The 14255-nt window shown below is 40.9% G+C and carries 14 protein-coding genes and 1 pseudogene; 13 read left to right on the top strand and 2 right to left on the bottom strand.

What is annotated here, in order from left to right; translation table 11 throughout:
• The 10 genes and pseudogenes from V7654_RS23070 to yajC all read left to right on the top strand — a co-directional run.
• Positions 1–407: pseudogene (locus tag V7654_RS23070) on the top strand (hypothetical protein); the annotation flags it as partial.
• A gap of 22 nt (positions 408–429) precedes the next feature.
• Positions 430–1374 (top strand): aminoglycoside phosphotransferase, encoded by a 945-nt coding sequence (locus V7654_RS23065; RefSeq protein ID WP_335433214.1) that lies wholly within the window; start codon positions 430–432, stop codon positions 1372–1374.
• Between the two features lie 117 nt (positions 1375–1491).
• The gene (locus tag V7654_RS23060) at positions 1492–2205 is read left to right on the top strand and encodes a YhcN/YlaJ family sporulation lipoprotein (RefSeq protein ID WP_335433213.1); all 714 of its coding nucleotides are present in this window, start codon (positions 1492–1494) and stop codon (positions 2203–2205) included.
• A 181-nt stretch (positions 2206–2386) separates the two neighbouring features.
• The gene (locus tag V7654_RS23055; protein WP_335433212.1) at positions 2387–2935 is read left to right on the top strand and encodes an intercompartmental signaling factor BofC; all 549 of its coding nucleotides are present in this window, start codon (positions 2387–2389) and stop codon (positions 2933–2935) included.
• A gap of 242 nt (positions 2936–3177) precedes the next feature.
• Complete coding sequence (ruvA, locus tag V7654_RS23050; RefSeq protein ID WP_335433211.1) at positions 3178–3786, top strand: Holliday junction branch migration protein RuvA; 609 nt, start codon at positions 3178–3180, stop codon at positions 3784–3786.
• Positions 3787–3816: 30 nt separating this feature from the next.
• On the top strand, positions 3817–4818 hold the full coding sequence (gene ruvB / locus V7654_RS23045) for a Holliday junction branch migration DNA helicase RuvB (protein WP_335433210.1): 1002 nt from the start codon (positions 3817–3819) through the stop codon (positions 4816–4818).
• Positions 4819–4838: 20 nt separating this feature from the next.
• Positions 4839–5021 carry a DUF2905 domain-containing protein gene (locus V7654_RS23040; protein ID WP_438825342.1) on the top strand — a complete coding sequence of 61 codons (183 nt, stop codon included), beginning with the start codon at positions 4839–4841 and terminating at the stop codon, positions 5019–5021.
• Between the two features lie 120 nt (positions 5022–5141).
• Entirely contained in the window at positions 5142–6170 is a 1029-nt protein-coding gene (queA, locus tag V7654_RS23035) for a tRNA preQ1(34) S-adenosylmethionine ribosyltransferase-isomerase QueA (protein WP_335433208.1), read from the top strand.
• Between the two features lie 116 nt (positions 6171–6286).
• A complete protein-coding gene (gene tgt, locus V7654_RS23030; protein ID WP_335433206.1) occupies positions 6287–7426 on the top strand; it encodes a tRNA guanosine(34) transglycosylase Tgt in 1140 nt (379 codons plus the stop codon).
• A 36-nt stretch (positions 7427–7462) separates the two neighbouring features.
• A complete protein-coding gene (gene yajC, locus V7654_RS23025; RefSeq protein ID WP_207500133.1) occupies positions 7463–7747 on the top strand; it encodes a preprotein translocase subunit YajC in 285 nt (94 codons plus the stop codon).
• Between the two features lie 35 nt (positions 7748–7782).
• Here yajC and V7654_RS23020 read toward each other — a convergent pair whose 3' ends face one another.
• The gene (locus V7654_RS23020) at positions 7783–8166 is read right to left on the bottom strand and encodes a TIGR04086 family membrane protein (RefSeq protein WP_335433203.1); all 384 of its coding nucleotides are present in this window, start codon (positions 8164–8166) and stop codon (positions 7783–7785) included.
• 300 nt (positions 8167–8466) lie between these two features.
• Between V7654_RS23020 and V7654_RS23015 the strand changes: the two genes are divergently transcribed.
• Positions 8467–9132: a DUF421 domain-containing protein gene (locus tag V7654_RS23015; RefSeq protein WP_335433201.1), complete on the top strand. Its 666-nt coding sequence runs from the start codon at positions 8467–8469 to the stop codon at positions 9130–9132.
• Between the two features lie 173 nt (positions 9133–9305).
• Here V7654_RS23015 and spoVB read toward each other — a convergent pair whose 3' ends face one another.
• Positions 9306–10871, bottom strand: a complete 1566-nt coding sequence (spoVB, locus tag V7654_RS23010) for a stage V sporulation protein B (RefSeq protein ID WP_335433200.1) — start codon at positions 10869–10871, stop codon at positions 9306–9308.
• A gap of 123 nt (positions 10872–10994) precedes the next feature.
• Between spoVB and V7654_RS23005 the strand changes: the two genes are divergently transcribed.
• Positions 10995–11291 carry a post-transcriptional regulator gene (locus V7654_RS23005; RefSeq protein ID WP_335433198.1) on the top strand — a complete coding sequence of 99 codons (297 nt, stop codon included), beginning with the start codon at positions 10995–10997 and terminating at the stop codon, positions 11289–11291.
• Positions 11292–11636: 345 nt separating this feature from the next.
• Positions 11637–13901, top strand: coding sequence for a protein translocase subunit SecDF (gene secDF / locus V7654_RS23000; RefSeq protein ID WP_335433196.1), 2265 nt, complete (start codon positions 11637–11639; stop codon positions 13899–13901).
• Positions 13902–14255: the final 354 nt, after the last annotated feature.

Genomic DNA, 14255 nt, shown 5'->3' with positions numbered 1-14255 from the left:
TGCCAATGATGCCGCAGGTAGGAGGAATGATGCAAGGCCAGATGCCGATGATGCCACAGGTAGGAGGAATGATGCAAGGTCAAATGCCACATCAAATGCCACCACAAATGCCGCAGGTAGGTGGAATGCAGCAACCGCCAATGTTGCCTAAACAAGGCGTCAAGGGGATGGGAAATGACTGTGGCTGCGGAGGTTCCATGGGCACTCCTTATGGTTTAATGGGAGCTGGTTATCCTCCTCATGCACAACAAGGATATCCGGCAGGACCTGGCATGCACCATTTACAGCCGCAGCATGGTTATCAAATGGGGATGGGACCACAGGGCTTTATGAATCCTTATGGAGCGGGTCCGATGGGTCCTGGCTTTGGAATGCCTCGTTTTGATGATGAGAGCGATGAATATTAACATCAAGAGAGGGGGAGACGATTTGTTCAAAAATCGTCTCTTCTCCTATTTAACAAGAGAACTTGCCGTGAATATCCATGAATTAAAGAAATTAAGGGGAAATGTATATTTTGTCCGTACGGAGAATTATCAATTTATCCTGAAAGGCTATAAAGAATTAAGAAAGTTAAAGGTTCAAGAGGCATTTACTTCATCTTTAAGGAAATCGGGTTTCGGCAATTCATATTGTTTTTATACGAACAGCAATCAGCCGCTTTACTTCCAGAACGAATATTATGGTTGCATGGAATATATTCAGCCCAATGAAATACCCTTTCACTATGGACATGATAAAGAAAGGCAGGAAGGCATCGATCTTTTAAAAAAGTTCCATGATCAAACCCGAAATCTTGCCTCCTCTTATACCACCTTGCTTCCTAAAACGGATCTGGCGAGAAAATGGCATCAGCGGAAGATGGATTTTAGGAAGAATTTACCGCAGATTAATTATCATGTAAACAAAGAAATGACAAATGAGTTTTTAAGATGGGCGGATTTTTCATTGCATGGGTTTATCAAGTTAAAAAACAACCTGGATGAAAATCAACCTGCCATCCTTCATGGAGATGTGGCCCATCACAACTTCTTGAGGTCGAGGGAAGGGAAATTGTACTTAATTGACTATGATTTAATCAGTATTGGGTCGACTGCATGTGATATGCTTCAGTACGCAAATCGAATCTTGCCTTTTTTGGATTGGAAGCTTTCAGCGCTAGCAGATTTAAATCATCTGAACAATTGGTTAAATAACGAGGCATTTTTATTTGGACTTTTGTATCCAGCCGATTTATTAAGAGAATGGAATAGGCTAATTAGAGATGATGAGGATTCAAACCCATACAGAACTGCACCGATTGTTGATATGACAATAAGTCAATTTCAGCAAAGGCGGCAATTTCAAGAGGATGTAAAATCGTTACTGAAATAGACGATTGTTTCTGGTTATCCTATTGGTCTTATCTGACAGAATGAAACACATAACCTATCCACACTCTAATATTGAGCATTTTAAATGCTCAGATTAGCCAGAATGGGGGTTATTCGTTTGGATAAGAGGATACTAATGCTTCCTTTAGCTTCCCTGATGGTGTTTGGCATGAGTGCCTGTAATGGCAATGATGAAAATGCTGCCCAGGACCGAAATGCCAATCCAGCTCAGCCAATAGGCTATTATTCAAATGGAAAAGGAAATGAAGTCGATGTAATGGATGATCGGGAAGGTCCTGTGACTGAAATCTTTGACCACAACTTTGGCAAAGAAGGCCGTGTCGCTCAAGAACAAAAGCGAATGAGAATCCAGTCAAGGGATGAAAATGGCAACCCGCCTAACCCGACTGTTCCGGTATCAGACCATGATCATAACTTTTTTCAAAAGGATAACCGTTTTAGCCGCGGTGATACGAATTACCACGGTCATTTGGATGATAAAAGAGGAAGCGGCAAAGCGAAGGTTTACAGAAATAGCAAACAAGATAACAAAATGGCCCGTAAGGTTGGCGAAGCAGCAGCTGCTGTAGACAATGTTGATAAAGTAAGGTCTGTAATGTTTGGCAAGGATGTAGAAATTGCCGTCGATTATAAAGACAAGTCTAAGGAAAAGCAGACGAAAAAGGAAATCAGAAAAGCTGTTAAGCCTTATATCGAAGGCAGAGAACTAAGAATCATCACGGATGAAGGAACATTCAGCAGGACAAGAAACATTGACTATGAAAGAAAGAACGGCAATCCGCGGGAAAGCATCAACCTGAATCAGAGATAAAATTTTGAAGGCAAAGCTTATGCTTTGCCTTCTTCTCTTTTGTGAAAAAACAACCATAGAAAAGACATAATTCTTAAAAGGATAAACAAACATATTTTGGCTAAACTAGTAGTGAACAAGTCTTCATTCTTTGATTTTTCTTATTCAGAAACCATTAACAATTAAAGTGAGGTGGACAGCAATGGGTTCAAGGTATAAGTTCAATGCATTCAGCATCTCTGCACTGCTGCTAATCAGTCTATCTAGCTATGGTTTGGCGCTCCACACAGAACCTGCTTTTGCTGAGAAGCCTGAAGCCAAGGTCCATGTAATCAATGAACCTCTTAAGGTCAAGATCATTTTGCAAAGAGCTTATTTAGATGGAGAAATGAGTGAGGAAAGAGTCCTGGAAACAATTTGGTCCATGGAAGATTTTTGGGCAAAATATGATGATTGGCAGCTTATCGATATGGAACAAAACAAAGCTGTTTTCAGACAGGACATTGATGACATCTCACCACTTTTAAAGGCGAATGGTTATTTTGGCTTGTCTGATGAGGGGGTCCTTACTATTTTTAATGGCAGGCCCGATGGATCAAATATTATCCAATCATTCTTTCAAATTGATCTTGGGAGGCTTGAAAGCTTTAAGAGGGATCAATTGAAGAAAGGAATTCCAATCAAGAATAAACAATGCTTCGAAGAAGTCCTCGAGACATTTAAACCATATACTTTGCTGGAAAAGCAATAAAGGGCCGGTATGACCGGCTCTTTATTTGTGTTGTTCCCTGTTGCTAGGTGCAAGTATTAAAATAAAGGCTGTGTTTTAGAAACTTGTTTATTTTGACAACACTGTAGCAGAAAACAACAGTCATGGTTAACACAGCCAAAATACAAAAATAAATCATACGTTCGCCTTTTAGCATATTTTTGTACATCTCATTAAAAATTGTATGTTAAAATGAGTTACAGCAAAGCAGAGGGGCGAGAGTATTGTTCGAATTTATAAAAGGCAGCGTCGACTTTGTCGGGCCTGAATATATAGTAGTTGAAAATAATGGGATTGGGTATCAAATTATGACACCTAACCCGTTTGTATTTGCAAAAGAAACCGGAAAAGAGATTCGTATTTATACATATCATTATGTCAGGGAAGATCTTATTGCTCTATATGGTTTTAAGACCAGGGAGGAAAAAGCCCTCTTCACACGACTTTTGAATGTGTCAGGAATTGGTCCGAAAGGGGCACTCGCTATACTTGCTTCAGGAGAGCCTGAACAAGTTGTACAGGCAATCGAAAACGAAGATGAAGCTTTCCTCGTCAAATTCCCAGGAGTCGGAAAGAAAACAGCGCGTCAGATGATCTTGGATTTAAAAGGAAAACTGCATGACTTGGTTCCGGACTTTTTCCCGAACTTATTTAATGCTGATGAAGTTGCAGCGGCTGAAAGTCTGTCGACTGAGTTTGATGAGGCAGTCCTTGCTCTCAAGGCTCTGGGCTATTCCGAGAAGGAAATTCGTAAGGTCGCACCTGATTTGAGAAAAGAAAAGCTATCGACAGATCAATATATTAAGAAGGCGCTGCAGAAGCTTTTGAGATAAAATCAAGATTGATAAAAGGGTGATAAACAGATGGAAGAACGAATTATCTCCAGTGAAGCCGGCGATCAGGATCTTTCATTTGAGCAGAGCCTGCGGCCTCAGACACTAAGGCAGTACATCGGACAGGATAAGGTGAAGGCCAATCTCGAAGTATTTATCGAGGCTGCGAGAATGAGGCGCGAAACGCTGGATCATGTTTTACTTTATGGTCCTCCTGGATTGGGGAAAACTACACTTGCAGCCATCATCGCAAATGAGATGGGAGTCAACCTTAGGACAACTTCCGGCCCTGCAATTGAAAGGCCTGGGGATCTAGCGGCAATTTTGACTGCGCTTGAGCCTGGTGATGTATTATTTATAGACGAAATCCACCGGCTGCCTCGAACAATTGAGGAAGTGCTGTATCCAGCAATGGAGGATTTTTGTCTGGACATTGTCATTGGAAAGGGGCCGAGTGCGCGTTCTGTTAGATTGGACCTGCCGCCATTTACACTTGTTGGGGCGACTACCCGTGCTGGTTCATTATCTGCTCCTTTAAGAGACAGGTTTGGAGTATTAAGCCGATTGGAATACTATAATGAAAGCCAGCTTACTGATATTGTTGTCAGGACAGCGGAACTGCTTGAAACCGAAATTGATTGGCTTGCGGCACAAGAACTCGCTAGAAGATCGAGAGGAACACCGAGGATTGCGAACCGCCTGTTAAAGCGCGTCCGAGACTTTGCCCAGGTCCGCGGCAATGGTGCGGTAGAGGAATCTCTTGCTAAAGAGGCATTGGAGCTCATGCAGGTAGACCGTTTAGGCCTCGACCATATTGACCATAAATTACTAATAGGGATAATTGAAAAATACCGCGGCGGCCCAGTAGGGTTAGAGACCATCGCCGCCACCATCGGAGAAGAGTCGCAGACCATAGAAGATGTGTATGAACCATATCTTCTGCAGATTGGATTTCTACAGCGGACTCCAAGGGGAAGAATTGTAACGGAGACTGTTTACCGACATTTTCAAATGGAGGTGCCTGAGCGTTGACAGGTGCAGCAAAGTTCGTGATGATTGCGGGAGCAGTGATCTTTGTAATCGGATTTATCATGCAATTCATTAACCTTGGCAGACTGCCAGGTGATGTAATGATTAAAAAGGGCAATGCAACATTTTATTTCCCAATTGTTACGTCCATCGTATTGAGCGTTGTATTATCTGCGATTTTTTACTTAATTGGCAGATTTCGCTGAAACATCTATAAGTTAGGCAGCTTTAACAGTCATCGCCCGCCCGCGGAAAGCGAGCGCCTGGAGCGGAAACCAACAGGCACGTTAAACACAGCCACAAGAAAAAATAGTAAGGGTGACATCATGAAAGTAGATTTGTTTGATTTTCATCTGCCGGAAGAACTGATTGCACAGACACCACTGGAACAGCGTACAGAAAGCAGGCTAATGGTTCTGGATAAAGAATCCGGCAAAATTGAACACGATAAATTCAAAAATATAAAAGGATATCTCCAGCCTGGAGATTGTCTTGTTTTGAATGATACAAAAGTACTTCCTGCAAGGCTGTTCGGATTAAAGGAAGATACAGGTGCGAAAATTGAAGTCCTTCTTTTAAAACAGGTTGAAGGTGATGAGTGGGAAACGCTTATTAAGCCAGCGAAGCGTGTAAAGGAAGGAACAAAAGTTGTTTTTGGCGATGGGATTTTAACAGCTGTTTGCACAGGTGAGGCAGACCATGGCGGAAGGACAATGAAGTTCTCTTATGAAGGAATTTTCTATGAGGTTCTCGAGCAGCTCGGTGAAATGCCGCTCCCGCCTTATATCAAGGAGCAGCTGGAAGATAAGGATCGTTACCAAACTGTTTATGCAAGAGAACGAGGTTCTGCAGCAGCTCCGACCGCGGGCTTGCATTTTACAGAGGAACTGCTGGAAGAGCTTAAGGAAATGGGAGTCCATATTGCTTTTATCACTCTGCATGTAGGCCTTGGCACATTTAGGCCTGTAAGTGTTGATTCTATTGAAGAGCATGATATGCATTCTGAGTTCTATCAGGTGACTGAAGGAACAGCATTGCTATTGAATACAGTCCGAGAAAACGGAGGCAGGATCATCACAGTTGGGACAACGTCTACCAGAACACTCGAAACGATTGCCAAAGCAAATGACGGTAAGTTTGTATCAGAAAGTGGCTGGACGAATATATTTATATATCCAGGATATGAATTTAAGGCAATCGATGGGATGATTACAAATTTCCATCTGCCTAAATCAACACTAATTATGCTAGTCAGTGCTTTGGCTGGACGGGACCATGTCCTCAATGCGTATAATATGGCAGTAGAAGAAAGGTATCGTTTCTTTAGCTTTGGCGATGCGATGCTGATTTTGTAATCTTGTTTCTTGAGTTTTTAAAAAGTCCTAATGTGCACCCTAATATTTGATTTCAACGAAGATAAGATAGAAATTTTAACAGCTTTGGTTTAGCCAATGGAAGGAGCTTATATCAATTGTCAGCAATCCGATATGAATTAATTAAAACATGTAAGCAAACGGGAGCAAGGCTTGGACGCGTGCATACACCACACGGCTCATTTGAAACCCCTGTGTTCATGCCTGTGGGCACACTAGCAACCGTAAAGACCATGGCACCTGAGGAATTAGTCGAAATGGGAGCTGGTATCATCCTCAGCAATACCTATCACCTCTGGCTGAGACCTGGCCATGAAATAGTACAAGAGGCTGGCGGACTGCACAAGTTCATGAACTGGGACCGTGCGATCCTTACAGATTCTGGCGGTTTCCAGGTATTTTCTTTAAGTGAATTCAGGAAAATTGAAGAGGAAGGTGTCCATTTCCGCAACCATCTTAACGGAGACAAGCTTTTCCTTTCACCTGAGAAAGCAATGGAAATCCAAAATGCTTTAGGCTCAGATATTATGATGGCTTTCGATGAGTGCCCTCCTTACCCAGCTGAATATGAGTATATGAAAAAGTCAGTTGAAAGAACATCTCGCTGGGCAGAGCGCTGCCTTACAGCTCATAAGCGCCCGCAGGACCAGGGTCTGTTCGGGATTGTCCAGGGTGGAGAATATGAGGAATTAAGGAAACAGAGCGCCAAGGATCTTGTGTCGATGGACTTCCCTGGCTATGCAGTTGGCGGATTGTCGGTTGGAGAACCAAAGGATGTCATGAACAGGGTGCTTGACTTTACTACACCATGGCTTCCAACAGATAAGCCTCGTTATTTGATGGGGGTAGGTTCACCTGACTCATTGATTGATGGCGCGATTCGCGGCATCGATATGTTTGACTGTGTTCTGCCGACAAGGATTGCCCGAAATGGTACATTGATGACGAGCGAGGGACGATTGGTTGTGAAGAACGCCAAGTTTGCACGTGATTTTGGACCGTTGGATCCTAATTGTGATTGCTATACTTGCCGAAATTACAGCAGGGCATACATTCGCCATTTAATTAAAACAGATGAAACCTTTGGAATTCGATTAACTTCTTACCATAATCTCTATTTTCTGATAAACTTAATGGAGCAGGTCAGACAGGCGATCCGCGAAGACCGTCTCGGCGACTTTAGAGAAGAGTTCTTTGAGCAATATGGATTTAATAAGCCGAATGCTAAAAATTTCTAATAACCTGGCTTGTACTAGTGAAAGGAGGGGAAATGAATGGAAGGTTTAGTAGGTACAGTATTCCCACTGCTGCTGATGTTTGCATTGTTCTACTTTTTACTGATCCGTCCTCAACAGAAGAGGCAAAAAGCGGTTCAGCAAATGCAAGGTGACCTAAAAAAAGGTGACAAGGTTGTCACCATCGGCGGTTTACATGGATTTGTCGACGCACTTGATGAAGGCACTGTTGTCATTAAGTGTGGAGACGGAAGCCGTCTTACATATGATCGCGCTGCAATCCGTGATGTAACAGCATCTTCGGGCGACATGCTTGCGAAGTAATGAAAAAAGAAGCGGATTTTGAATCCGCTTCTTTTTTATGCGCTTTTTCCGCCTGCAATGTTGACTCCTAAAATTCCACCCATCATCGCAGTTAATATATAGCACGTATGATAGATGAGCTGCTCAAAGGAGAATAAGCTGTCATATCCCAAAAATTGAAATAAAAAGATGATAAGGGAATAAACGAGACCTGTTCCTCCTCCAATCAGCCACCCCTTTTGCTTGCCATTCCCCCCAGTAATAAAACCGCCGATAAAAATGGATAAGAAAGAGATGGATGTCATTACATATTGAAGCGAAGATTCTTGGACTGAAGTGAATTTTAAAAGAAGAGAAAAAATAAAACTACTTACGACTGCCAATAAGAATATTGCAATCACACCGTATAGGACGGCCTTTCCTAAACTCCTGGATTCCATTAACCCCTCTCCTCTCTAATCTGATTCCCCCAAACAGGGAATTGCCTAGTACAAGCATATTCAAGGAAATGAACAAATAGAATCAGTTTTTTATTTTGCTCTGTTAACATTGGATGGTTATTTCCTGTCCAGGCACTCGCTTCCGCGGGCGGCCCGGGAGCTTCCTTGGCGCTTGAGACGCGGAGAGGTAAAGAGAATAAAAAAAATAATTTCTACCACAAAAAATTAAGACAATAATAATATTTTTTATGTTCCAGGTAAAAGACTATAGAGGAATGTGTTGTGAAGGGTGGGAGAAAAGTGGAAGAATATATGATCATACTTTTTAGGACCTTGCTCCTTTACTTGCTGATCCTCGTGATATTCCGATTGATGGGCAAGAGGGAAATCGGCGAATTGAGCATTTTGGATTTTGTAGTGTATATCATGATTGCTGAAATGGCTTCACTCTCGATCGAAAACACAGAAGATCCCTTAATCAATACCTTGCTACCAATCATTATTTTGGTAATTATTCAGATTACTTTGGCACTTATTTCTCTTAAAAGCAAAAAGTTCAGGGATATAGTGGACGGTAAGCCGACGGTCATTATCAATAACGGAAAAATTGATGAACAGGAAATGAAAGCCCAGAGGTATAACTTTGATGATTTACTGCTTCAATTAAGAGAAAAGGACGTTGGAAATATTGCCGACGTTGAATTTGCTATTTTGGAGCCATCAGGGAAGCTGTCCATTTTTCAAAAAAACCAGGGAAGTCAATCTGGAGGCCAGCAGGAAAATGGTAGTCTTGCGCTGCCGCTAATTATTGACGGTGAGATTCAGGAAGATAATCTTAAATTAATCGACAAGAAAAAGGAATGGCTCTTGGAACAGCTGAAGAAAAAAGGACATTATGATCCGGGGGAAATATCTTTCTGCAGCTTTCAAAATGGAAAGTTTTATTTTGATTTAATTGATAAATAATCCATCTAATAATCGCTTCCAAAAACTGAAAACAATAATCTCTGAGATAACTGCCATTTAAAAAACGTGGAGCAGAAACCACGTTTTTTGAATTTGGCTATTCTAGAAAGTGTTATTGATCATGTACTCCTTTAAAAATCATGAAGTCTAAAGAACAATCATGCGGATCACACTTATTTAAATAAAGGTTTTTTAAAGAAAGAAGTGAATACGGCGAGAACTCTGCGAACCTCATGCCTTTTAATTAGTCCTAACGCCATTGCCAGTGAAATATAGATTAGTGAAATGGCCCCCGCCGTAATAATAATTCTCAAGGCGAGGGAAGTACCTACCTCATAAACATTCCAAAGCAGGAAACCTGCCAAACCTGATAGCGCTATAACAGCAAATGTTTTTACATAATCCATTACATAAAAGGTAAAGGAAACAGCCTTCAGCATCGTGGCGAAATGAAGCAGGGTAATCAATACAATGCCCATTACCATTCCTAGAGCTGCTCCGTTAATCCCGAATGCAGGCTGGCTTGCTAGCAAGAAAATGACAGCCGTCTTTGCTACATTCCCGATTAAACTGTTAATCATGGCAGCCCGTGCTAAGTCTAATGCCTGAAGGGCCGCTTGTAATGGTCCCTGAAAATAATAAAACAGAAAAAAAGGAGCCATCAGCTTTATGAATTGGGAGCCATTTGATGTACCATACATCAGGGTCATTAAAGGCTCAGCCAAAACGTACAGCACAACCACTGACAGTCCGCCAGTCAGCAGTGAAAACCGTAACGATTGCTGTAGAAGATGTTCAATGACTTTTCCATTTTTCTTCGAATTCGCCTCGCTTATAGCGGGAACAAGAGAAGTTGAAAGGGAATAGGTAATAAATGATGGCAGCAAAAGCAATGGCATCGCGAATCCTGTAAGGGCACCGTATTGTTTAGTTGCTGCAACGGCAGTCACTCCAGCAATTGCAAGGCTATGGGCGACTACTATTGGTTCAAAGAACCAGGAAACTGACCCTATCATCCTTGATCCAGTTGTCGGCAATGCAATACTCATCAATTCGTTGAAGGTCGATTTACCTGAATGGACATATTGAAAGAAATTTTTCCTCAGTCGGAATTTCTTTCTCAGTTTGAAGGTCGTCATTAAATACAGCAGTGAAGCAAGTTCTCCAAGCACTGACGCCACCATAGCTGCTGCTGCAGCATATTCAATTCCATAAGGCATAAATGTTCTCGTCAATACAGCTATTAGAGTGATGCGGATGAGCTGTTCAATCACTTGAGAGATGGCAGATGGCCTCATATTCTGCCTTCCCTGGAAATATCCGCGAAGGACAGAGGATATAGCCACTATTGGTACAATAGGGGCGATTGCCATGAGCGGCAAATGAGTCCGCGGGTCTGTAAATAAAGTATTTGAAAGGTAGGGAGCAAGGAATAATAAGGCTGGCGTAAAGATTATAGATAAAGAAATTGTCGTAGCAAGAGAGACGACTAAAATTTTCTTGATTTTAGCATAATCTCCTCTTGCTTCAGCTTCAGCTATATTTTTGGAAATGGCCACAGGGAGTCCCAGCTGTGTAATAGTCACGACAAGGATCAATGTCGGGAAGGCCATCATATATAAGCCGACACCCTCTTCACCAATAAAACGGGCGATGACAATCCTGTTTATAAAACCAAGCACTCTTGTAACGAGCCCGGCTATCAGTAAAATAAATGTTCCTTTTAAAAACTTCGACATTCCGCTCCCTGCCTTCTCAAAAATGCTTATTTCATATACAATTAACTATATGCAGGAAAGTGGACAAAGCATGACAGGTTAGAGGATTTAAAAGACTAGAATTTGGGACAGGGAGGCAAGGGAATGGATCGAAGCCATCAGTATGGGCGTTTTTACAAAGAAATTAAGCCAGCTTTGAAAAGCAAGGTGGAAGAATTCAAGCTTTTCGGTTATGAAAAAGTCAGCGAAAAAGATTTATGGGATTATCTAACGAAAAAAAAATGGAAAAAATTGAAGGAAGATATTCATCTGTATGAAATTGTAGCTGATATACTATCAGTCAAGATTGGAGATTTGATGAACTTCACTACCGTAGAAGCCTTTAAAATGGGGGATTTTTCTTTGGATAATGAGGAGGAGCGAAAGCAGCTGCTTAAATAAGAATCAGTTCTTATTAATATTCCCAATAATTAGTCTGATTTTGGATATCAAAATTTCACTCTGTTTCCTTAACATCAAGACCAGTTCCCGAATTTAGTACTTAGAATTCCTGGAGCAGATTTTTTTATATATAGACAAAATGAATTATTAATAAATCAAGTCATTTTGTTTTAAGGGATAAAAGTTATTCATTATCCCAAAAAGCTTAATTGACAGTTTTTTTAATCTGATACATAATTAAAATGCTATAAATTGGTTGCCTTCATATGTTTCCTGTAGTCTTAATGTTTTTAACTGTCTGGCAGCATGATTTTTTGTGCGCAAAATAAGGAGGATTTCTACATAATGGTAAAACGCAGCCGCATCGTGGTCTTCTTTTTGTTAGTTTTGCTAATTGGAAGTGCCATGGGTGCAACGACCCAGAATATCTTGAACAATATAAAGCTAGGACTCGACCTTCAGGGTGGGTTTGAAGTTCTTTATGAAGTGAGCCCACTGGATAAAGACCAGAAAATTAACCGAGAAACGCTAAAGAGTACAGCAGAAGCATTAGACAGAAGGGTTAACGCCCTGGGTGTCAGCGAACCGAACATTCAAATCGAAGGCGAAGACAGGATTCGCGTCCAGCTGGCAGGTGTTAAAGATCAAAATAAGGCAAGGGAAATGCTGTCTACTGAAGCAAACCTTTCTTTCCGTGATGTAAATGACCGAGTGATGATGGACGGAGGAGACCTTGCTGAAAACGGGGCTAAGCAAAGCTTCGACCAGAATAACAAGCCAAGTGTATCCATCACACTGAAAGATGGAGATGAGTTTGGTAAAATAACTCAAGAAATCCTTGGGATGGCTCCAGACAACCAGCTTGTTATTTGGCTTGATTTTGAAGAGGGAAAAGACTCTTACAAAGAAGAAAGATTGAAAGAAAATCCGAAGTTTCTTTCAAATCCTAATGTAAGCCAGGTTTTAAACAATAAAAACGTAGAGATCACCGGCAACTTTACTATTGAAGAAGCACAACAGCTAGCTTCATTATTGAACGCTGGTTCACTCCCAGTTAATTTGGACGAAATATATTCAACTTCTGTAGGCGCAAAATTTGGTGAGCATGCAATGGATAAAACTGTGCTTGCCGGAATTATTGGGATTTTGGCCATTTTTGTCTTCATGATGGCGTATTATCGTTTTCCAGGATTCATTGCCACAATTACTCTGACTGTTTATATCTATTTAACAGTCCTGATTTTTGATTTGATGAACGTTGTTTTGACCCTGCCAGGTATTGCTGCACTTATCCTAGGTGTTGGTATGGCAGTTGATGCAAATATTATTACGTACGAACGAATTAAGGAAGAAATTAAGGTTGGTAAATCGATAAAATCTGCTTTTAAAGCGGGAAATGACAATTCTTTGTCTACTGTCACTGATGCTAACCTGACAACCCTTCTAGCAGGAGTGGTATTGTTCATTTATGGGACAAGCTCTGTAAAAGGGTTCGCAACTAGTTTGATCATTGGTATTTTAGGAAGCTTCTTTACAAACGTCTATCTTTCAAGATGGCTGCTTGGACTATGGGTTAACAGCGGTTTCCTTGATAGTAAACCAGGATGGTTCGGTGTAAAAAAACAGGATATCAAGAGTCTTTCAGAGAACTTTGATACACTCGACTTGCCAACTAAATTTGACAGATTTGATTTTGTAAGAAGCAGAAAGAAATTTTTCATTGCTTCAGGCACTTTGCTGGCTATAGGTGTCATTATTTTACTTGTGTTTAGATTGAACCTTGGAATTGATTTTACTAGTGGTACCCGCGTAGAAATACTTTCAAAAGAACCGGTGACCAGCGATATGGTGTCCAAAGAGTTCAATAAACTTGGAATGGAAACCAATGATATCGTGATTTCAGGGGATAAAGAGAATATAGGTGTTGCAAGATTCAAAGGAGAACTTTCTAAAGCCGACATTTCAAAAGTGAAATCGCACTTTGAGAAAGAGCTAGGGGCAGATACTAACGTTAATAGCGTTTCACCTACAGTCGGACAGGAACTTGCAAAAAATGCTCTCATTTCTCTATTGATTACCACATTAGGGTTGATCGTATTTGTTACTTTCCGCTTTGAGCTTCCTATGGCAGTTACTGCGATTATCGCGCTATTATATGCTACATTCTTTATAATTCCGGTATTCAGTATAATAAGGTGGGAAGTCGATATTACATTCATTGCGGCGCTGCTTACAATAGTGGGTTATGCCATTAATGATACGATCGTTACATTTGACCGTATGCGAGAGAACATGCAAAAGAGAAGAAAACTGAAAACAAAACAGGATATTGAGGATGTTGTAAATGTTAGTATTCGTCAGACACTTGGCCGATCAGTAAATACTGTCTTAATGGTAACCCTTACGGTCATTTCACTACTGGTATTCGGTAGTGAGTCTATCCGTGGCTTCTCAATTGCGCTGCTGATTGGGCTAGTCGTAGGTACCTATTCTTCTATTTTTATTGCCGCTCAGCTATGGGTTGAATGGAAAAATAAAGAGCTTGAGAAAAAGGGTGTAATTATCACGTATAAAGAAAAACCAAAATACTCTGACGAACCTCAAGTTTAATCATGTTGAATTTTTTTAAAAACCACGGAATATTCCGTGGTATTTTTTTTGTGCGGTCGGCAATGTGCAATCTCAGGGTGAAATCCAAAGTAAAGAAGTCACTAGATAAAACAAAAATCCCCAATCGCTCCTAATTGAAATAACCTAGGCTGAAAAAGATAAATCTTTTTCGGTTTGTATCACTGCCATTCTTTAAAGAACCCCCTTATACAGATTTGTTTTGTGGAGATAAGACAAGTCAAACCACGCTATATATTTTTGGTTAGAACACCCATTTTTCAGGATAAAATAATAGGAATGCCGAAAGACTAATTTAGTCGGTTTCTTACAGGTATACATATAAAGTGTGGAGTC

It is taken from the genome of Bacillus sp. JJ1609 (genome assembly GCF_036967045.1).
Lineage (GTDB): Bacteria > Bacillota > Bacilli > Bacillales > Cytobacillaceae > Mesobacillus.
Note: the sequence above shows the minus strand (reverse complement) of the source record. Positions and strands in the feature narration are given on the sequence as shown.

Coding starts and splice junctions, on each gene's coding strand:
- yajC (WP_207500133.1), top strand. CDS start 7,463: ATGGAAGGTTTAGTAGGTACAGTATTCCCACTGCTGCTGATGTTTGCA.
- secDF (WP_335433196.1), top strand. CDS start 11,637: ATGGTAAAACGCAGCCGCATCGTGGTCTTCTTTTTGTTAGTTTTGCTA.
- V7654_RS23055 (WP_335433212.1), top strand. CDS start 2,387: ATGGGTTCAAGGTATAAGTTCAATGCATTCAGCATCTCTGCACTGCTG.
- V7654_RS23005 (WP_335433198.1), top strand. CDS start 10,995: ATGGATCGAAGCCATCAGTATGGGCGTTTTTACAAAGAAATTAAGCCA.
- ruvB (WP_335433210.1), top strand. CDS start 3,817: ATGGAAGAACGAATTATCTCCAGTGAAGCCGGCGATCAGGATCTTTCA.
- spoVB (WP_335433200.1), bottom strand. CDS start 10,871: ATGTCGAAGTTTTTAAAAGGAACATTTATTTTACTGATAGCCGGGCTC.
- V7654_RS23020 (WP_335433203.1), bottom strand. CDS start 8,166: ATGGAATCCAGGAGTTTAGGAAAGGCCGTCCTATACGGTGTGATTGCA.
- queA (WP_335433208.1), top strand. CDS start 5,142: ATGAAAGTAGATTTGTTTGATTTTCATCTGCCGGAAGAACTGATTGCA.
- V7654_RS23040 (WP_438825342.1), top strand. CDS start 4,839: ATGATTGCGGGAGCAGTGATCTTTGTAATCGGATTTATCATGCAATTC.